17 protein-coding genes are annotated in these 17,718 nt (G+C 67.4%); 5 read left to right on the forward strand and 12 right to left on the reverse strand.

Annotated elements, in window-relative coordinates:
* The 8 genes from ER13_RS03650 to ER13_RS03685 all read right to left on the reverse strand — a co-directional run bounded on the left by ER13_RS03650 (window position 1) and on the right by ER13_RS03685 (window position 7,040).
* On the reverse strand, window positions 1–3,150 hold the full coding sequence (locus ER13_RS03650; RefSeq protein WP_231492469.1) for a TonB-dependent receptor: 3,150 nt from the start codon (window positions 3,148–3,150) through the stop codon (window positions 1–3).
* Between the two features lie 97 nt (window positions 3,151–3,247).
* Window positions 3,248–4,222: a FecR family protein gene (locus ER13_RS17640; RefSeq protein ID WP_052004832.1), complete on the reverse strand. Its 975-nt coding sequence runs from the start codon at window positions 4,220–4,222 to the stop codon at window positions 3,248–3,250.
* Window positions 4,212–4,718 carry an RNA polymerase sigma factor gene (locus ER13_RS03660; RefSeq protein WP_164952572.1) on the reverse strand — a complete coding sequence of 169 codons (507 nt, stop codon included), beginning with the start codon at window positions 4,716–4,718 and terminating at the stop codon, window positions 4,212–4,214. The genes ER13_RS17640 and ER13_RS03660 overlap by 11 nt, the downstream gene beginning before the upstream one ends.
* Window positions 4,719–4,898: 180 nt before the next feature.
* The gene (locus tag ER13_RS03665; protein WP_154726041.1) at window positions 4,899–5,270 is read right to left on the reverse strand and encodes a hypothetical protein; all 372 of its coding nucleotides are present in this window, start codon (window positions 5,268–5,270) and stop codon (window positions 4,899–4,901) included.
* Window positions 5,271–5,340: 70 nt separating this feature from the next.
* Window positions 5,341–5,766 carry a hypothetical protein gene (locus ER13_RS03670; RefSeq protein ID WP_008264033.1) on the reverse strand — a complete coding sequence of 142 codons (426 nt, stop codon included), beginning with the start codon at window positions 5,764–5,766 and terminating at the stop codon, window positions 5,341–5,343.
* The gene (locus tag ER13_RS03675) at window positions 5,766–6,104 is read right to left on the reverse strand and encodes a hypothetical protein (protein WP_008260189.1); all 339 of its coding nucleotides are present in this window, start codon (window positions 6,102–6,104) and stop codon (window positions 5,766–5,768) included. The genes ER13_RS03670 and ER13_RS03675 overlap by 1 nt, the downstream gene beginning before the upstream one ends.
* A 14-nt stretch (window positions 6,105–6,118) precedes the next feature.
* Window positions 6,119–6,562, reverse strand: a complete 444-nt coding sequence (locus tag ER13_RS03680) for a response regulator transcription factor (protein WP_035306612.1) — start codon at window positions 6,560–6,562, stop codon at window positions 6,119–6,121.
* A 58-nt stretch (window positions 6,563–6,620) separates the two neighbouring features.
* Window positions 6,621–7,040: a helix-turn-helix domain-containing protein gene (locus tag ER13_RS03685; RefSeq protein ID WP_035306614.1), complete on the reverse strand. Its 420-nt coding sequence runs from the start codon at window positions 7,038–7,040 to the stop codon at window positions 6,621–6,623.
* A 372-nt stretch (window positions 7,041–7,412) separates the two neighbouring features.
* Here ER13_RS03685 and ER13_RS03690 point away from each other — a divergent pair, with 372 nt between their 5' ends.
* The 5 genes from ER13_RS03690 (at window position 7,413) to ER13_RS03710 (ending at window position 14,577) form a co-directional block, all read left to right on the forward strand.
* Window positions 7,413–8,330: an SMP-30/gluconolactonase/LRE family protein gene (locus ER13_RS03690; protein WP_155988068.1), complete on the forward strand. Its 918-nt coding sequence runs from the start codon at window positions 7,413–7,415 to the stop codon at window positions 8,328–8,330.
* Between the two features lie 58 nt (window positions 8,331–8,388).
* Window positions 8,389–9,642: a TetR/AcrR family transcriptional regulator gene (locus ER13_RS03695; RefSeq protein ID WP_035306617.1), complete on the forward strand. Its 1,254-nt coding sequence runs from the start codon at window positions 8,389–8,391 to the stop codon at window positions 9,640–9,642.
* 274 nt (window positions 9,643–9,916) lie between these two features.
* Window positions 9,917–12,124, forward strand: a complete 2,208-nt coding sequence (locus ER13_RS03700) for a TonB-dependent receptor (protein ID WP_035306619.1) — start codon at window positions 9,917–9,919, stop codon at window positions 12,122–12,124.
* 68 nt (window positions 12,125–12,192) lie between these two features.
* The gene (locus tag ER13_RS03705) at window positions 12,193–13,779 is read left to right on the forward strand and encodes an alkaline phosphatase (RefSeq protein WP_035306621.1); all 1,587 of its coding nucleotides are present in this window, start codon (window positions 12,193–12,195) and stop codon (window positions 13,777–13,779) included.
* A 30-nt stretch (window positions 13,780–13,809) separates the two neighbouring features.
* On the forward strand, window positions 13,810–14,577 hold the full coding sequence (locus tag ER13_RS03710; protein ID WP_035306624.1) for a phosphatase PAP2 family protein: 768 nt from the start codon (window positions 13,810–13,812) through the stop codon (window positions 14,575–14,577).
* Between the two features lie 7 nt (window positions 14,578–14,584).
* On the opposite strand, the gene gspM is transcribed toward ER13_RS03710, so the two are convergent.
* The 4 genes from gspM to gspJ all read right to left on the reverse strand — a co-directional run.
* Complete coding sequence (gene gspM / locus ER13_RS17645; protein ID WP_008259418.1) at window positions 14,585–15,058, reverse strand: type II secretion system protein GspM; 474 nt, start codon at window positions 15,056–15,058, stop codon at window positions 14,585–14,587.
* On the reverse strand, window positions 15,055–16,167 hold the full coding sequence (gene gspL, locus ER13_RS03720) for a type II secretion system protein GspL (RefSeq protein ID WP_035306626.1): 1,113 nt from the start codon (window positions 16,165–16,167) through the stop codon (window positions 15,055–15,057). Before gspL ends, gspM begins: the two co-directional genes overlap by 4 nt.
* The gene (gene gspK / locus ER13_RS03725; protein WP_035306629.1) at window positions 16,164–17,150 is read right to left on the reverse strand and encodes a type II secretion system minor pseudopilin GspK; all 987 of its coding nucleotides are present in this window, start codon (window positions 17,148–17,150) and stop codon (window positions 16,164–16,166) included. The genes gspL and gspK overlap by 4 nt, the downstream gene beginning before the upstream one ends.
* Window positions 17,147–17,718, reverse strand: a 572-nt coding sequence (gspJ, locus tag ER13_RS03730; RefSeq protein ID WP_035306632.1) for a type II secretion system minor pseudopilin GspJ, incomplete at its 5' end; no start/stop codon positions are given. The genes gspJ and gspK, both read right to left, overlap by 4 nt.

Raw genomic sequence — 17,718 nt, forward strand, 5'->3', positions numbered from 1 at the left:
TCAGAAGACGTAGGTCAGGCCGAGCGAGATCGACCGCCCGTTCTTGATATAGGCCCGGCTGGAGGCCGTGCTCGAACCGGCCGTGTACCAGTAGGTGTGGTTGTCGAAGAGGTTCTGCACCTGCAGCGAGGCGGTGGCGCCGCCCCATAGCTTGCGCCGCACGTTCAGGTCCACGAACTCATAGTCCTGTTCGTAGGGATTATTGCCGAAGTCCTGAATTCCCTCCAGGAATTCCGACTGGTAGCTGTAGGCGGCATAGGCTTCCCATCCGCTGTACTGCCAGAACAACTGTACATTGGCGATGGCCTCGGGCGTCTCCATCAGCGGCAGGGTGTAGCCCGCCGGGTGCCAGGAAATCCCGGTCTCGGCTTCCGAATGCTGCAGCGTCAGGTTCACACTGGCGCCCAGGCCCGACAGGGCGCCCGGCAACCAGTAGAAGATCTGCTGGGCGCTCATCTCGACGCCGTAAACCTCGGCCCATTTGCCGTTGTTGGGCATGGAGATGGTGACGCCGTCCGGCCCGATGTTCGCCCCCGCCGTGCCGTCGCGGATGTTGCTGGAGGCCGAGCGGAACAGGAAGTTCTCGATATCCTTGTAGAACAGGCCCAGCGAATAGGCGCCGGTGTCGCCGTTGTAGCGCTCGATCGACAGATCGTAGTTGATCGCCTTCATCGGCTTCAGATCCGGGTTGCCCTGTTCGATGCCGATCAGCACCCAGTCCGAGGTGGGGTTCTCCTCGCCGTCGCCGTCCGGATCGATGTCGTAGCTGTATTCCCGGGCCGAGGTCATGCGCGCGATGTCGGGACGGGCGAAGCTGGTCCAGATCGCCGCCCGCAGCTTGGTGTTGCGATTCAGCGCATAGTTCAGGTGGATCGACGGCAGGACATTGACGAAGTCGCTCTTGTCCGTAGTGAATCGCTCACCCTGAACCTCGTCCAGCACATAGGCCGAGATGTCGTTGCGGGTGCTCTCGACCCGCAGGCCGCCGATGATCTGGGCGTCGCCGAAGCGGGCCGTGGCCATCAGATAGCCGGCGAGAATGTCTTCCTTGAACTCGAAACTGTCCTCGCCGCTGAGCTTGGCGCTGGAGGGATCGGTGGCGAAGCCTTCGAAGAAGCTGCTGTCGCCGTTCATCGCCCGCTGAAGCTCGGCCAACATGGCCTGATTGTCGATGATCACGCCCAGACGATAGAGGCCCGTATATTCGCCGTCGAACAGGTCGGTGACCTCCTTGCCGTAGAAGGCCGAGAAGTCCGCCAGGGTCCCCTCCGCGTCCAGATCAAGGAACTCGCCGCTATAGGTGGCGCGTTTGGAGGAATAGAATTTCGCGCCGCCCTTTACCGAGTCCAGCCAGGGCGAAACGGGCCGCCATTCGGCGTTGAACTGGCCCTGCCACAGATCCTCCTGCGCCCCGCCGACCTCACCGGACAGGCCCGCATACTTGTATTGTGCCGGGTCCTGCACCGCCGCCATGCCGGCGTCGTTCAGCACCCATTTGGGGAAGCGGCTGTCGCCGAAGTTGACGATATCGACGCCCTTGTTGCCCAGCCAGCCGTATTTGTCGCTACGGAACTCCATGTCGTAGCTGTCGTCGATATTGTCCTCGGACTTGGCGTAGGACAGATCGTAGTCGAGCTTGAAGTCGCCATAGCGGCTGACGCCGCCCAGGTTCAGCGACATCAGCGAACCGGTTTCGCGCGAACCTTCCCAGAAGCGACGCAGGCGGAAGCCCTGCGGATCCCAGGTCCCCGAGGCGCCGTTCAGCGTGTAGTAGGACTTGCTCGATCGGTCCGCATCGGTGATGACGCCGTCGCCGTCCCGGTCGACGATCTGGGCGGTGGTATAGGAATAGATATTGCCCTTTGCGCCTGAACCTATGATGGCGTCGTCCGGGTTGGCCAGGCCCGTGGCGGTCTTGTCCACCTGGGTCAGTCGCGTGGAGTTCTTCGACGTGTCATTGCGGAAGTTCAGCCGGTTGTCGAACTCGTCCTGGGTATATTCATTAAACTGACCGCGAAAGTGGAAGTCGTGGTGATCGCCGCGATAGTCGAGGCTGGCGTTCAGCCCCTTGCGCTCGACCTCGGTCTCGCCGAACGCCAGGTCCATGCCGCGCAGCACGAAAGTGTCGGTGTCCCAACCCAGGCTTTCGCTGTCTTCGTACCAGACGGGAGGCTGGTTATCGCCATCGACGCCGTTCTGTTCGAACTGGGACTTGCGCCGCGACCAGCTGGCGGTGACGAACACGCCCCAGTGGTCGTTGAACTGGCGGCCGAAGGAGCCGGAAACTTCGCCCGAGGTCTTGTCGTCGAACTTGTCCAGCAGACCGGCCGAGGCAGACAGGACGCCGTAGGTCGGCTTGTGGTCGAAGGCGGTAGGGGTGCGGATGTCGATGGAGCCGCCCAGGGCGTCGCCGTCGCGGTCCGGCGTCAGGCTCTTGACCACCGTGATGGAGTCGATGCCTTCCGGCGGCAGAAAGCTGAGCCGCACGCCGCGATAGAAGCTGTCGTCCGGGGAACCGGTGCCGCCGATGCGGACGCCGTTCATGGTGTAGTTGTTCAGCTCGGTCGACAGGCCGCGGATCGTGATCCGGTCGCCCTCGCCCGTGGTGTGGTTGCGCACGGCGTTGACGCCCGGCAGGCGCGACAGGGACTCGGCCACATTGTTGGCCGGCAGGTCGCCCATGTCGTCGGCGCTGATGACGTCGGATATGAAGTCGGCGTCGCGCTTGGCGTCCAGCGAGCGGCGCATGCCGGCGGCGTAGCCGACCACCAGGACCTCCTCCAGCACCGTCGCATCCGGGGTGGGCATGGACGCCTCGGCCGTCTGGCGCACCAGGGTCAGAACGCCGCGAACCTCGCGCGCCTCGACGCCGGAGCCCGCGATCATCCGGCGAAGCGCCTCACGGGGAGTCATGGAGCCGGAAACGGCCTGAGCCCGCTGCCCCCGCGTCAGTTCAGGGTCGAAGACGATCTGCAGGCCGGTCTGACGTGACAGGGTCTGGATCGCACGTCCCAGATCCTGCGCCGGGATGTTGATGGCGGCGCGCGCCTCGGCGCTGCTGGCGGCCTGCCAGGCCTGGGCCGGAGCGGCGGCGGATGTCAGGACGGCGACGGCGGCCGCCGCAAGGAGGCCGGTCTTGTAAATACGCATGTGATAGATCCCCCGCGGCCGAACCTGGCCGCTATTGGGGAAGACGACGAACATCGCGGTCCTGACACCCGTCTTGAAAACTTGCTCTATCCGTCACCTAAACTTCAGACAGCAGATAGTGGCCGGCGTCTTTTCGGGTCAGCCTGAGCCCATGAAGCCGGGCGATCGCGGCCAGGGCGTTCTCGGGATTCTCATAGGAGAAACGACCGCTCACGAGCGCACGGCCCAGTTTCGGATCAGAGAGTGAGACCTCCACCCCGGTGGTCCGTTTCAGATCGCCGATCACGCTGGTCAGGGTCGTCTCATCCAGTTCCAGCCACCCCCTGGTCCAGGATGGAAGGTCGGTCTTGGCCTCGGGTTGTCGCAAGCTGGCGCGTTGAACACCGGCCTTCAGCACCCGACCACGCTCCCCGGCCCGGATTCTCACGACGCCCCCCTTGGTCGGCGTCACGTCGACGGCGCCTTCGAACACCACGACCTCGACCATCGGGCCGTCAGGGGTCTCGAGAGAGTCCACATTGAACCGAGTGCCGACGGCGGTGATCCGCACCCCTTCGGCTTCCACCGTAAAGGGGCGGCCAGCGTCATGGGCGACTTCGAAGAAGCCTTCGCCGTACAGTCGCAGTCTCCGTTCCGTGTCGCCCAGCAGGACACGCACCTTGCTTGCGCCATTCAGCCGGACCGCCGAGCCATCCGCCAGGGCCACGGCTTGCGGAACCCCGCGACGACCGACGATCATCTCTCCCCGAAGGGAAGAGGTCGCGACGAACAGGGCCGCGCAGGCGACACAGGCGGCCAGGCCGGCCGGCGCCCAGATCTTCACCCAGGCCGGCGTCGAGGCGAACAGGCCCGGCTTCGCCGTCCGGTGAGCGGCTCGCCGCGCCGCCCACAGGACGGCCGGATCGGCGACCAGAGCCTCATGCTGCTCCAGCAGGCGCTGTCGATCGGGCCGCCCCGCCAGCCAGGCGTTCAGCGCGGCCTGCCGCGCCGGGGTCCAGCCGTCTCCCTGCTTTTCATCCGCCCAAAGGGCCGCCGCCCGGTCGTCACGAGCGTCAAAGGTTTCAGTCGACATGACGCCCCTCCGCCGTCTTGCGAAGCGTCTGAGCGGCGCGACTATAGTGTTTCTGAACCGCCTCAACCGACATGTTCAATTCGCCGGCGATATGTTCATAGGATTCCTCGCCGGCGCGGCGTCTCACGAACACCTCGCGGCGCACGGCGGGCATGGCGTCCAAGGCTTTCTGACACAGACGCAGCCGTTGGTTCATGTCCAGCGCTTCCAAGGGAGACGCCGCGCCGTCCGCTTGGTGGTCCGTCTCGCCGAAATCGTCAAAAGGCGTGGTTTCTGATCGGCGCGCGCGATCGATCAGAATATTGCGGGCGGCCCGCATCGCGTAGGACAGCGGATCCGTGATCAGCGCCACCCGCGCACGGGAAAGCACACGCAGAATAGCCTCCTGCGCGACGTCTTCCGCATCGGCGCTCGACGCCAGTCTCCGTCGCACATAGGCGAGAAGCGCACGATTGTGCGTCACAAGCGCCTGCCCCACTTCGTGCTCGTGACTCACTGGGCGGCCCCTTACCGAAGGGGCCGACATAGAAGCGGCGCGTAACGGAAATTCGACATCTTGATGTCGGTTTGACTTCGCATCCGCGAATGACGGGCGCCGTCGAGCCTGGCCTGGCGCCCCAACGCAGGCTCTGCCCGCGCCGGGAACCAAGCCTCGGCTTCGACGGTGCGCGACGGTTCAAGGCCTGGGGGCGGCCTCCCTGTCTGCGGCGGACGCGGCATATCGTATCTGTGAGGGACGCGGCGATGTCGAAGCCATCCCCTCCGCCGTCATGCCGCGCGACATCATCCACGCCTGGATGCGGTTCAATGTGGCGAACGTCTGAGGCGTGAGCCCCTCGCCTGTATTGATCACCTCGAGCAGCCAGGCGGCTTCCCGTTCGGACGTGGGCGTGCAGGCGAGCAACTGGCTCTCGCATCGCTCAAGCCGCATCTCAAAATCGCGCTCGGCCGCGCAGCAGGCTTCGTAGGATGCAAATTCATCGGGCAGGAAGCCGTCGAACCGGCGAAGGATGTCCCATTCGGCGAACAGGTCGGCGAAGGTCGGCATGTGGCTCTCGGCCATGGGGGAATCTCCTCGCCGTCAGCCCCTGGGCGACGGCGAAATCAACAAGAGTGAGTTAGGCCGGCGCGCCAGGCAGCAATCGATACCGGCGCACCAGATGAGCTTCATAGGCGCCGGCCAGAAGCACGATCAGCAAGGCGATCCAGGTCGCAAGCCTGACCGTGACGGCCGTCCAGTTATAGATGAAGGCGGGGCCCAGGGCGGCGAAATGGGTCAGGACGACGGCGACCTGAAGACCAGCGGCGAACAGAAGCCACCAGCGGTCCGCCCGCAACGCCAGGCCGATCAGGCCGATCGCGCAGGCGAGATCCACCAGGGCGACGCCCCAGCGGACATCGCCGAGCATCAGATGCTGCGCCAATGGGCTGAGCACCATGTCCGCCAGCAGAAGCACGGCGGCCCAGCGGTCGGCGCGACCGCCCCAGACGACAGGGGCGGCCAGGGCGACCAGACTGATGATCAGCAGCCCCGCCTGGAGCATCAGGCGTCCAGCGCCAGCGCCGTCGCTCCGCCGGCGGGCTGATCCTTGCCCTCCAGCGGTCCGCCAGCTGTGACGATTATGCCGAGCGTGCGGGCGATGCGCGCCAGTCGATCGTGACTGGCCACGAGCCGGGACCGCCCCTCGACAAGCGCCCCGGCCGCCGCCTGGACGTCGACCAGGGCCTGGTGGCCCGCCTGGGCGGCGAACCGGGCGCCGGCGCGGTGGCGCGTCATGTCGTGGGTCAGAAGGCTGATTTCGGCGAGCGCCTGATCGAGCGCCTGTTCAGCGGTCTGAAGTCGTCTGGCGATTAAGTTGGCGAAGTCGGTCTTGTGATTCATGGCGAGGATCCCGGCTAAGAGGGCCGCCATGCGTCGAGCGTCGAGAAGATCGTCATCACCAAAGACGTCAGACCGCCCAGTACGAGCAGCCAGAGCGCCGTCGCGCCGACGATGACGCCCAGACGGATGAACCGGTTCGCCGGAGGCGGTCGCCAGAAGCGCGCCGCCCAGGGCCGGTCATCGATCGGGTTCCCCACGCCCGGCGAGACGGCCGGACGCAGTCGTTCTGGCAGCCGCTCGGCCAGTTCGGCATCGGTCATTCCGGCGCCTGGGTATTGAATGCCCAGCGCCTGGGCCGCCGCCCGCCGGTGACTGGTGCCGAGTTTGGCGTTGGCGCTTTGCAGATAGTTCGCCACGGTGCTGGGCGTGATGCCCAGCACGTCTGCAATCTCCTGATTTGACAGTCTCAGGCCGGCCAGTTGCACGCATTCGATCTCGCGCCGCGTCAGTCGCCCCATCGCCTAGCGTCCGATCCGCGAAAGGGCTCGCCGTCCGCAACGGACAGCGAGCCGAAGTCTAGACATCGATTTCCGCGCCGGTCTCTGCAGAAACCCGGGCCAGTTGCTGGATCAGGTCCAGAACGAGCTTCTGGTTTCGCACCGACAGCTCGGGCGCCCGCCGGGCGATCTCGGCCGTCTGTTTCGTGGGTGCGCCGCCCATGCGCGCCTCGGGTCCATCGGGCAAACCCAGACCCTCAAAGAAGTAGTTCAGATCCACGTTCAGGAATTCCGCAATCTCCCACAGACGCGAGGCGGCGATCCGATTGCTCCCGCGCTCGTACTTCTGGATCTGCTGGAAGGTGACCCCGGCCGCCTGGGCCAGTTGAGCCTGACTGTAGCGCAACGCCTGGCGGCGTTCGGCGACACGCCGGCCCACGTGCAGGTCTACGGGATTGAGGTTATCGCCCTGGGGCGTCTTGATCGCGACTCTTGCCATGGCGAAAGCTAGCCTTGGTCCGACCCGAGTCGTCAAGCCGCCTGACGGTCTCGCCGACGTTTGCCGCCGATATGGAAGACGCCGACAGCCATCGCTTCGATGATGCGACAGGATGATGGCTTGTCGTGACAGAAAAAAGCTCCAGTACTTGCGCTCCGCCCGCAACGCGTCGGCCGTTCAGATTGAAACAAGCCCGATGATCATGAAGCCTGCGCGCCACGCCGCCTCGCCCTGAAACCACACCAACCCTTCCCCTTGTCCCGGAGTTTCGCCCTGACCCTCTCTCGTCGTCTCGTTCTCGCTGGAAGCCTCGCGGGAAGCCTCGTCGGCGCCGGTTGCGCCGCGGCCCGCGCCCCCGCCTCCGCCGCCCCCGTGATCCGTCACGATCCGGCGCTGGACCGCCTGATCGCCCCGGACGCCCGGCTGGAGACGCTCGCGTCGGGCTTCACCTGGTCCGAAGGCCCGGTATGGATCGCTGACGGCGGCTATCTGCTGTTCAGCGACGTGCCCGAGAACCGGATTCATCGCTGGTCCGAGAAGGACGGCGTCTCGGTCTTCATGGAGCCGTCGGGCTATGATGGGCCGGACGCGTCTGTCTTTCGAGAGCCAGGGTCGAACGGACTGATCGCCGGCCCCCGCGGTTCGATCCTGATGGCCGATCATGGCGCCCGCGCCATTGCGCGCGTCGATCTGGCCACCCGCGCCAAGACCCTGCTGGCGACCCGCTATGGCGACGCCCGCTTCAGTTCGCCCAACGACCTGGTCCAGGCGTCCAACGGCGCGATCTTCTTCACCGATCCGCCCTATGGACTGAAGGACATGGACCGGTCGCCGCTGAAGGAGACGGCGTACAACGGCGTCTATCGGCTGGACCCCGACGGCGTCGTGACCCTGTTGGACGACAGTCTCAGCTTCCCCAACGGGATCGGCCTGTCGCCGGATCAGCGGACCCTCTATGTGGCGGTCTCCGATCCCGAACGCCCGTTATTGCTGGCCTATGATCTGAGCCGAACCGGGCAGGCGATGAAGCCGCGCGTGCTGATGGACTTCTCCGATCAGGTCGGGCCGTCCAATCCTGGCCTGCCGGATGGTATGGCCGTCGATCGCGCGGGCCATCTGTTCGCCACAGGTCCCGGCGGAGTACATGTGCTGACGCCCGAGGGGCGCATCCTGGGCCGTATCGACACCGGCGGGGCTGCGGCGAACTGCACCTTCGGCGAAGACGGCCGGAGCCTGTTCATCACGGCCGGAGACCGGCTTCTGCGCCTGCGGACCTTGACCCTGGGCTGAGGGTCTGACGACCTCCATAGGGTCTCGACATCGCGGCTTCGCCAGACCATTGACGCCTATGCTTCAGCGACAAGCCTCACCCAGATCGACCGACGCGCAGCGGATCATCGAGGCGGCCATCGACCTGGTGATCGCTCAGGGTTTCCGCAAACTGACCCTGCGCGACCTGGCCCAGGCCGTCGGCAAGAGCACGACCGTCATCGTCAACCTGTTCGGCGCCAAGTCCGGCCTGGTCCTGGCGGTCGGCGAACATGCGCTGGAGGCGGACGCCGTTTTTCATCAGCGCTTCTTCGGCGCCGTGGCTGGTCTGCCGGCGAGCCGCGACACCCTGCTCGCCCTTGTTCTGCGCTATCTGAGGCTCCGCGCCGCAGCCGAAGCCGGCTTTGTTCGGGTCTGGGAGGCCCTGCTGCTGGACACGGACCTGGGCGAGGCGCGCCATGACCTGATGCGACGCTGGGAGGCGATGCGCGAGGCGGCCTGGCGGACCTATCTGGCGACCGTCCCCGACGCCGCCGATTTCGCGGCGCCCCTGACCGCCTGTCTCGTCACCGAACAATTCTACGCCGGCGCCCTTCTGGGCCGCACCGACTATGAGGTCATCAGCGCCGAGGGCCTGGGCGCCCTGGTCGACCGAGCCCTGGGCCGAGACGACGGCCCCGCCCCGGCCACCTTCTGGTATCGCGAACATCTGGTTCTGCCCCAGGCGCCGGCTGCTGGACTGGAGGTCGATTCGATGCGGCTCAAACTGCTCGACATCGCGGCGGACCAGATCCTGGCCGGCGGCGTGGCCGGCGTGACCAATCGCTCGGTCAGCCTGGTGGCCGGCACCTCCACATCCACCATCGCCTATCATTGGCCGGACATGCGTCGCTTCGTCGTGGATGCGGTGTGGCACAGCGTGTTCCGCGACCTGCCCCATTATCTGGCGAGGCGGCGCCCCGACATGGACCCTTCCGCGGCCACGCTCGAGACCTGGGAAAGGCTCATGACGCCAACCGTCTCGATCGATCCTCAGGCCGAGGGCTTCTACACCCGATACGCCCGCCTGATCGCCAGCATCTGCCTGGAGGCCCGCCGAGATCCGCCGCTTCAGGACCTCGCCATGGTCCTGCGCGGACCGGAGGGCGGCGGCACCTTCTACAACAGCGCCGGCGTCTGGCCGACGGGTTTCGACCTGACCCGACTAGCCGCCACCCGGTTCGCGCTCTGGATCAAGGGCCAGGCCCTGGTCGCCTCGGCGACGGGGATTCCGCTGTCGGGCGCGACGCTCAAGACCGCCGCGACCCAGCTTGTGGCGCAGCAAGAGGCATAGAACGGGCGTTACTTCCAGCCTCAGGTTGCCAGGGCGCTGCCTGACAGAAAGTCTTCCTACAAGCGTCATAAAAGCTTAGCAGGGCGCGCCTAATGCCGAACCGTTGTCGAACAGTTGTTTTTCTGCGGGACGCCAGCGGCTCCAGCCTTCCTCCCCATCGCCAGGGGCCGCTCCCGTCAAATCGCCGAACCGAACAGCTGTTCGACAGCATCATCAACAGATCGGCCCGTGCGGCAGGGGGTGCCTGCGCGCGCCGCCCGCAATGGATCGTGCAATGCATCGTCTGCTCCTCGGCGTCTCGAGCGCCGCACTCGCCCTGGCCGCGGCCCTGCCCGCCGCCGCCCAATCTTCCTCGGCTCCGTCGGCGACGGTCGAGGACATCGTCGTCACCGCCCAGCGTCGGGCCCAGGCCAGCCAGGACGTCGGCCTCGCGCTGAGCGTCATCGGCGGCCAGGACCTGGACGAGAAGGGCGTTCAGGTCATCAACGACATCGAGAATGTCGTGCCCAATATGGAAGTGGACAGCCAGTTCGGCAGCGGCCAGCCCGCGTTCCGCATCCGCGGCATCGGCACCCGCGAATATTCCAGCAACAACGCCTCGACCGTCGGCGTCTACGTCGACGAAGTCGCCCACCCCTATACGGTCACCACCCAGGGCGCGATGTTCGACATCGCCCGGCTGGAAGTGCTGCGCGGGCCGCAGGGCACCCTGTACGGCCGCAACACCACGGGCGGCGCGGTGAACATCATCACCAACGCCCCGACGGCGGACCGGCACGCCGGCTTGACCGCCGAATACGGCTCCTATGACCGCTACAAGGTCGAGGGCTTTGTCTCGGGTCAGATCGTTCCCGGCCTCCTGGGCCGCCTGGCCGCCGTCACCGAACAGGGCGGCGCCTGGCAGTATCACCGCACGACCGGTCAGAAACTGGGCGACGTCGACAAGACCGCCGTGCGCGGCCGCCTGACCTGGGACGCCTCGGAAGACGTCACGGTCGATCTGGCCGCCACCTATTCCATCGACAAGTCCGACGGCCTGGGCTTCCGCCTGCGCAGCGACTATCCGGTCTTCGACGGCAGCGTGACCTATCCGGCCGACACCGCCCGCCGGATCACCGGCTGGAAGATCTCCAAGGCGTTGGCTGGCGTTTCCGGCCGCAGCCTGGACGCCAAGCCGGGCCGCGACAACGACGGTCTGGACCTCAGCGCACGCGTCCGCGCCGACCTGGGCTGGGCCACGCTGAACACCATCACCGCCTACCAGACCTTCAGCCGTTCGGAATACAACGACTGGGACGGCACGCCGGCGGCGGAGTCGGACGTCTATTTCTACAACGACATCAAAGTATTCTCGCAGGAAGCCCGCCTGTCGAACCAGGCTGGACGTCTGAACTGGATGGTCGGCGCCCACTATGCCGATGAGAGCATCGACGGCGGCTTCTACACCGAGTTCCGCGGCGCCAACCGCAACCTGATCAACACGCCTTACGACCAGTCGGTCGAAGCCATCGGCGTCTTCACCCACAACAGCTTCGCCCTGACGGATCGCCTCAGCCTGATCGCGGGCCTGCGTTACGAGAACGAAGACCGCAGCCTGACCACGACCGGCACGCGTCGCCTGAACGTCGCGGTCGGACCGGAAAAGACCTACGATATCTCGCTGTCGGAATGGACCGGGCGCTTCGGCCTGGAATACGATCTCGCCGAAAACGCCCTGATCTACGCCAGTGTCGCGCGGGGGGTGAAGTCGGGAGGCTTCACCACCTACAATGGCCAGTCGCAGACCCCCTTCAAGCCCGAAATCGTCATCGCCTACGAGACGGGGATCAAGTCGGACCTGTTCGACAAGACCCTGCGCGTCAATGGCGCGGTCTTCTTCTACGACTACGAGAACCAGCAGATTCAGGGCACCGAATACAGCCGGGAAACCGGCCAGTTGGGCAAGATCACCAATGTGCCCAAGTCCGAAATCTACGGCGGCGAAATCGAACTGACCTGGACGCCCTTCGCTGGCCTCACGATCAGCCAGAACTACGGCTACAAGGAAGGCGAATATAGCGAGTATTTCGCCATCGACGCCACGGCGACCAACGCCGCCAATCCGGCGAACGGACCGTGGGACGTGATCATCTCGAACGACCGTTCGGGCGAACCGCTGCAGTTCCCGAAGTTCAACTACGGCGGCTCCATCGCCTATGACTGGTCGATGGCCGGTTTCGCCCTGCGGGCCGAGACCAACTACAATCAGCGCGACGGCATCTACAACGCCTCTTCGGCTTCGGTTCTGCCTGGCTACTGGCTGTGGAACGCCAATCTGAGCGCAGGTCCGGAGAACGCCAACTGGCGCGTCGGTCTGTGGGCGCGCAACCTCTTCAACACCGAATACGAAGAGACCCGCAACAACTTCAACGGCGGCGCTCGTCCGACCAGTTCGCCGAACCAGGGCCGCACCGTCGGCGTCCGTCTGACGATGGACTTCTAAGACCAGGACAGGGCGGATCGGCTTCAGGCCGGTCCGCCCGATCCGTTGCTCCCGTTGGAAAGCCCCCCATGCTGCTGAAGCCCACCCTTCCGATGAACCGCCGCCTTCTGCTGGGCGGCCTGGTCGCCGCGCCCCTGGTGCTGCGGTTCGGGCAGGCTCAGGCCCAGGCGGGCGGGGCCTATGTCTTCCCGCTGGGCGTCGCCAGCGGCGATCCGGCCCCCGATGGTTTCGTCCTGTGGACGCGGCTGGCGGTCGATCCGGTGGCGCCGGACGGCCTGGGCGGCATGGGCGGCCCGGTCGCCGTGCGTTGGGACGTGGCGGCGGACGAGGCCTTCAACCGCATCGTCGCCTCGGGCGAGGCCGTGGCGGATCGCACCGACGCCCACAGCCTGCATATCGAGGTCGAAGGTCTGCGCCCCGACCGCCCCTATTGGTACAGGTTCACCGCCCAGGGCCAGCAGAGCCCGATCGGCCGCACCCGCACCGCCCCCGCCCCGAACGCCGACATCGACCGCCTGCGTCTGGCCGTCGCCTCCTGCTCGAACTGGGAGTCGGGCTATTTCAGCGCCTATGGCCATATGGCCGACGAGGCGCCGGACCTGACCCTGTTCCTGGGCGACTACATCTACGAATACACCCGCACGGGCGCCCAGGCGGCCAATGTGGTGCGGCCCTACGGACTGGAAGAGGCGACGACCCTGGCGGGTTATCGCAACCGGTACGCCCTGCACCGGACGGACGCGGACCTGCAACGGCTGCACGCCGTCGCCCCCTGTCTGGCGGTGTGGGACGACCACGAGATTCAGGACGACTATTCCGGCGTCTGGTCCAAGACGCCCGGCGTCATGCCCAATGATTTCCTGCTGCGCCGCGCCGCCGGCTACAAGGCCTTCTACGAGGCCATGCCCATTCGCCGCACGCGGCTGGACGCCCGGCTGCAGATGCCGATCTATCGCGGCGTCCGCTATGGCCGGCTGGCCCAGTTCTTCATGCTGGACGGCCGGCAGTACCGCTCGAAACAGGCCTGCGCCGACGGCGTCAACGGCGGCAAGGGCCAGGTGGTCACCGACGCCGCCTGCCCCGACCGGCTGGACCCGGCCCGCACCTTCCTGGGCTTCGAACAGGAACGCTGGCTTTACGACGGCCTGGCCCGGTCGCAGGCGCGCTGGAACATCCTGGGCCAGGACCTGGTGATGGCGGGGCTGAAGTTCGGAAACGGCGACGCCGAGACCCGCTACTGGACCGACACCTGGGACGGCTATCCCGTCGCCCGCGACCGGATGACCGACGCCCTGGCGACGCTGAAGCCCCGCAATCCGGTGGTGCTGAGCGGCGACTACCACTCGTTCTGGACCAATGACGTCAAGCGGGTCAGCGCCGATCCGTCATCCGCGACGGTGGCGACCGAATTCGTCGGCACCTCGATCTCGTCCTCAGGTCCGCCTTATGACGCCCTGATGGCGAACATGCCGAACAACCCGCAGATCAAATTCTTCGACAGCCGGGTGCGGGGCTATATGTCCATCGACATGGACCGCGATCGGATGAACACCCGTTATCGCGCCATCTCCGACGTGCGCGATCCCCATGCAGCGGTCTCGACCCTGAACAGCTGGGTGGTCGAGGACGGCCGTCCCGGCGCCGTCGCCGCCTGATTTCCCCACAGTCTGAGAAGCGTAGTCTAAATGTCCCTTCTTTCCTCGGCCGGTCGCGGCCTGGCGGTCCTGTGTCTGGCCCTGAGCGGCTGCGCCGCGACACCGGACACGGCGCCGGTGTTCTGGACCGGTTTCCAGGATCATCCCCACGGTTATCTGTCCGCAGACGCGGCGCCGAACGCCGCCCGGTTCCTGCCGCCGCCGCCCGCCGCCGGCTCCCTGCGTGAACAGGCCGATATCGAGACCTATCGCGCGACCCGCGCGCTGGAGGGCAGCGCGCGCTGGGCCATGGCTCAGGCGGACAATGAGATCGAGACCCCCTCGGCCCCGCGTGTCTTCGCCCCGGCCCTGGGCGTGACCTTCGACCCCGAGCGCGTGCCGACCCTGACCCGTCTGCTGGGCCGGATGCTGGGCGACCTGGAAACGATCCAGACCCCAGTCAAGAAGGGCGTCCGCCGCCCCCGGCCCTTCGTCGCCGAGCCGGCGGCCACCTGTATCGCGCCCCAGCCCTGGCTGACGGCCAGCGGTTCCTATCCGTCGGGCCACGCCGCCCTGGGCTGGGCCTGGGCCCTGGTCCTGTCGGAAATGGCGCCGGACAAAGCTGACGAGATCCTGGCGCGCGGCCTAGCCTATGGCGACAGCCGGGTGATCTGCGGCGTCCACTACCCCAGCGACGTCGAGGCCGGCCGGATCGTCGGCGCCGCCCTGGTGGCCAGCCTGAAGGCCGACCCTGACTTCCAGGCGGATTTCATCCAGGCCCAGCGCGAACTCCAGACCCTGCGCGCCGCCCGGCCCTGATCCGGCTTCAGGTCGAGGGCGCCAGCACGCCCTCGACGCTGATCGTCGCATCGGCGTTTTCGACGACGTTCAGCGTCGTGGCCTCGACCTTGCGGTCATGCAGGGCCGCCAACCAGCCGAAGGCCGCCGTGCTGGAGACATTGGTCAGGTTGAAGCCCAGGCCGCCGTCCGGCGACATGCCCATGACCGGCGTCACCCCAGTGATCGAACCGACCTCTGCGACCACCGCCGCGACATCGACGTCGCTGCTGGCGGCGTCTGTCCGCGCCATGCGACCCGTCGCCGTCTGAACCAGGGCCAGATCGGCCTCGGCCACGGCTCGCGCCTCGGCCGCATCGGCCCGCCAGGCCCATGCCGGACGAACGATCAGCAGCCAGACCAGAACGGCGGCGATCGCCAGGCCCATCACCGTCAGCATCCGCTGCTCGCGCAGGGTGCGGCCGTCCCACCAGGCGGCGGCTTGAGACATCAGGCCGTTCATGCGGCGCCTCCCACGATGATTTCACTGACCACCCGCCCGCCGTCCTCGACGGTCGAGGCGTCGGACATGGACAGGCCCGAGGCGGCCAGGGCGGTCCGCAAGGTCTCCAGGTCCGAAAAGGCCGGATAGCTGACGGTCGCGCGCACCCCCTGGCCGGGATCGGCGCTCAGACTGTCCAGTTCCGCGCCCTCGACCTGTTCCACGGCGGCGAACAGGGCGGCGCTGACCGAGGCCAGGCCGCCCGGCGGCGGGGCCACGGCGATCTGGCGACGCGCCGCCTCCATCGGATCGCTGGCGCGGGCGGCGTCGGGCATGGTTTCGGTGATCAGGGCCAGGGTCCGGCGTTCGGCCCGGTCGGCGGCGACCTGATCGCGCGCGCCGACGGCGAGGGTCAGGATCAGGGGCGACACCACCAGAGCCGCCGCCAAACCGGCCGCCAGCCGCCAGCCGCCCGCCCGAACCTCGCGTTTGCGCTCCAGGCCCGACAACAGATCGACGGCCGGCGCCGCCGCTGCGGCCGCCAGCAGCCGCTCCAGCGTCTCGGGATCGTCCATGCGGATCAGGGGGCGCCCGCCCGCCACCGCCTCGACCAGATCGGACTGGACCGTGGCCGCGAAATGCGCGCCGCGCAGCCCCATGTCGGTCCCGAAGACGGCGGCGCTCAGAGCGTCGTCGGCCGGCGCCGGCAGGATCAGACAGTCGGGCACTACGGCGACAGGGGTCACGCCCAGAGCGGCGAGATAGTCGATCCACGCCTCCAGCAGACCCGCGCCCACGGCGGCGACCAGACGCGGCCCCTCGCCCGCGACCGGCCCCAGGGCCACGACCGTGCGCTCGGGATCGCCGGCCAGATCGTCCTTCAACGCCCAGCGCGCCGCCGCCCGCACCTGGGCCGTCCCGCCGACCGGCAGGTCCAGCCAACGCACCAGGACATCGGCGCCGGGAGCGACGGCCACCGTTCGCAGATCGGGGCGGACATCGGGCGTCGCGGCCGAGTCTTCCAGCAGCAGCGAGCCGCGTTGGAGCACGCGTCCCCCGGCGTCGAACGTCAGGAAGGGCGCCGGCATCGAGGCCGCCGGGGGGATGATGACGATACGGGTCTGGCTCATTCTTCAGGGGTCCAGCGGCGAATGACAGTACGCACGCCGCCGTCCGGCGCGGCGTGAATCAGGGCGGTGCGGACGGCGTGGGCGCCGCCATAGTCGATATCGACCCGAAGATCGAAATAGCGCGTCGACAGCGAGACTTGCCCGCGCGTCTCATCATCGGGCGTGAAACCCTTGAGCGCCGGCTGGCTCCAGAAGGCGTCGACGCTGGACCAGCCCAGCGCCGGGCGGGCGGCGATGGCGGCGCGCGCGCCCTGAAGCCCCAGGGCGCCGCGCGTCAGCATGACCAGAAGGGGCGCCTCGGCCGGGCTCAGGGTGTTGATGTTCAGCGTCGTCTGGGCGGTCGCCGGCAGGGCGCAGACATAGGGGCGCAGCCGCCGATACAGGGCGTCGTCCATATTGGCGACGGCCCGCATCTCGCTGACGTCCGCCAGGATGACGCCGCCGGTGCGATACGGCGTGGACAGGCCGGCGTAACGCGCGTCTTCCGCCCCGCCGGCCGAGGCCTCGGCGTCATTGTCCATCCAGTCGGTCAGGGCGGCGGCCGCAGCGGCCATCCGGGCGCGCGACAGGCCGAGGGCGGCGCCCAGGGCGACGAACTGGGTCGTGGCTTCGGGGCGGGGAAACAGGTCCTCGTTCTGGCCGAAGACCAGGCTGTTCAGGTTGAAACAGGCCTGGCCGTCCGTGACGACGGCGCGGATCGCGCCCTCCTCCACCGGAAACTCCAGCACCCGGCCGTTCCAGCGCGGCTCCAGCGGGGTTCGGGCGGGATCGATCTTGACCAGGTCGGCGATCTGGCGCCGCGCCAGGCTTTCGGCGCCGGCGGCGTACCACTGGGCCTGGGCCTGGGTCTCGGCGTTGGTGGTGCGGCGCACCGAGAAGCGCACATCGTCCAGAATGGCGACCGCCACGACCGCCATCACCGCCACCAGAAGCAGCACGGTCAGCAGGGCCATGCCCTCGCGCGATCCCCGCAGCCGTCTCATGCGGCGGCGACCAGAAACAGTTGATCCAGGCGGCCGAAACCGTCCAGGGTCATGACGATCCGAACCGCGTCCGGCAGCGGCCGGTCGCTGGTCGAGATGAAGGCCGGCGCCTCGGACCCGTTCTGGATGAAGGTGACGGTTGCGTCCTTGACCCCGCGGTACAACACCTGGGGCGGCCCCGCGCGGGCGCCGTCCAGATAGGGAGAGACGCGCCGCTCCAGCCGCCCCTCGACCACCCGGTATTCGACCCTTTGCAGCGACGGGCGCGGCGCCGCGTCCGGGTTGGACCACCCGTTGCGAACCAGGACCAGAATGGGATCGCCGGGCGTCTCCTGCCCCATCAGCGCGCGCGGCAGGGGCCGGCCGGTCGGGCCGCGCGTGCGACGCGGCGACGCCTGGGCCAGATCGGCCTTCAGCAGGGCGCGCGTCCGTTGCAGATCGCCGATGCGGTCGGTCTCGGCGCGGATGGCGAATTTGGCGTCGATGGTCTGGCTCAGCACCAGGGCGCCGGCCCCGGCCAGAAGGGCGACGATGGCCAGCGAGACCAGGACCTCGACCAGGGTGAACC

Source organism: Brevundimonas sp. EAKA, from assembly GCF_000698025.1.
Taxonomy (GTDB): domain Bacteria; phylum Pseudomonadota; class Alphaproteobacteria; order Caulobacterales; family Caulobacteraceae; genus Brevundimonas; species Brevundimonas mediterranea_A.

What these genes read in the sequence shown, in the direction of transcription:
- gspL (WP_035306626.1), bottom strand. Translation starts at nt 16,167, where the DNA reads ATGAGCCAGACCCGTATCGTCATCATCCCCCCGGCGGCCTCGATGCCG.
- ER13_RS03705 (WP_035306621.1), top strand. Translation starts at nt 12,193, where the DNA reads ATGCTGCTGAAGCCCACCCTTCCGATGAACCGCCGCCTTCTGCTGGGC.
- ER13_RS03700 (WP_035306619.1), top strand. Translation starts at nt 9,917, where the DNA reads ATGCATCGTCTGCTCCTCGGCGTCTCGAGCGCCGCACTCGCCCTGGCC.
- ER13_RS03665 (WP_154726041.1), bottom strand. Translation starts at nt 5,270, where the DNA reads ATGCCGACCTTCGCCGACCTGTTCGCCGAATGGGACATCCTTCGCCGG.
- ER13_RS03710 (WP_035306624.1), top strand. Translation starts at nt 13,810, where the DNA reads ATGTCCCTTCTTTCCTCGGCCGGTCGCGGCCTGGCGGTCCTGTGTCTG.
- ER13_RS03650 (WP_231492469.1), bottom strand. Translation starts at nt 3,150, where the DNA reads ATGCGTATTTACAAGACCGGCCTCCTTGCGGCGGCCGCCGTCGCCGTC.
- ER13_RS03680 (WP_035306612.1), bottom strand. Translation starts at nt 6,562, where the DNA reads ATGGGGCGACTGACGCGGCGCGAGATCGAATGCGTGCAACTGGCCGGC.
- ER13_RS03675 (WP_008260189.1), bottom strand. Translation starts at nt 6,104, where the DNA reads ATGAATCACAAGACCGACTTCGCCAACTTAATCGCCAGACGACTTCAG.
- gspK (WP_035306629.1), bottom strand. Translation starts at nt 17,150, where the DNA reads ATGAGACGGCTGCGGGGATCGCGCGAGGGCATGGCCCTGCTGACCGTG.
- gspM (WP_008259418.1), bottom strand. Translation starts at nt 15,058, where the DNA reads ATGAACGGCCTGATGTCTCAAGCCGCCGCCTGGTGGGACGGCCGCACC.
- ER13_RS17640 (WP_052004832.1), bottom strand. Translation starts at nt 4,222, where the DNA reads ATGTCGACTGAAACCTTTGACGCTCGTGACGACCGGGCGGCGGCCCTT.
- ER13_RS03685 (WP_035306614.1), bottom strand. Translation starts at nt 7,040, where the DNA reads ATGGCAAGAGTCGCGATCAAGACGCCCCAGGGCGATAACCTCAATCCC.
- ER13_RS03695 (WP_035306617.1), top strand. Translation starts at nt 8,389, where the DNA reads ATGCTTCAGCGACAAGCCTCACCCAGATCGACCGACGCGCAGCGGATC.
- ER13_RS03670 (WP_008264033.1), bottom strand. Translation starts at nt 5,766, where the DNA reads ATGCTCCAGGCGGGGCTGCTGATCATCAGTCTGGTCGCCCTGGCCGCC.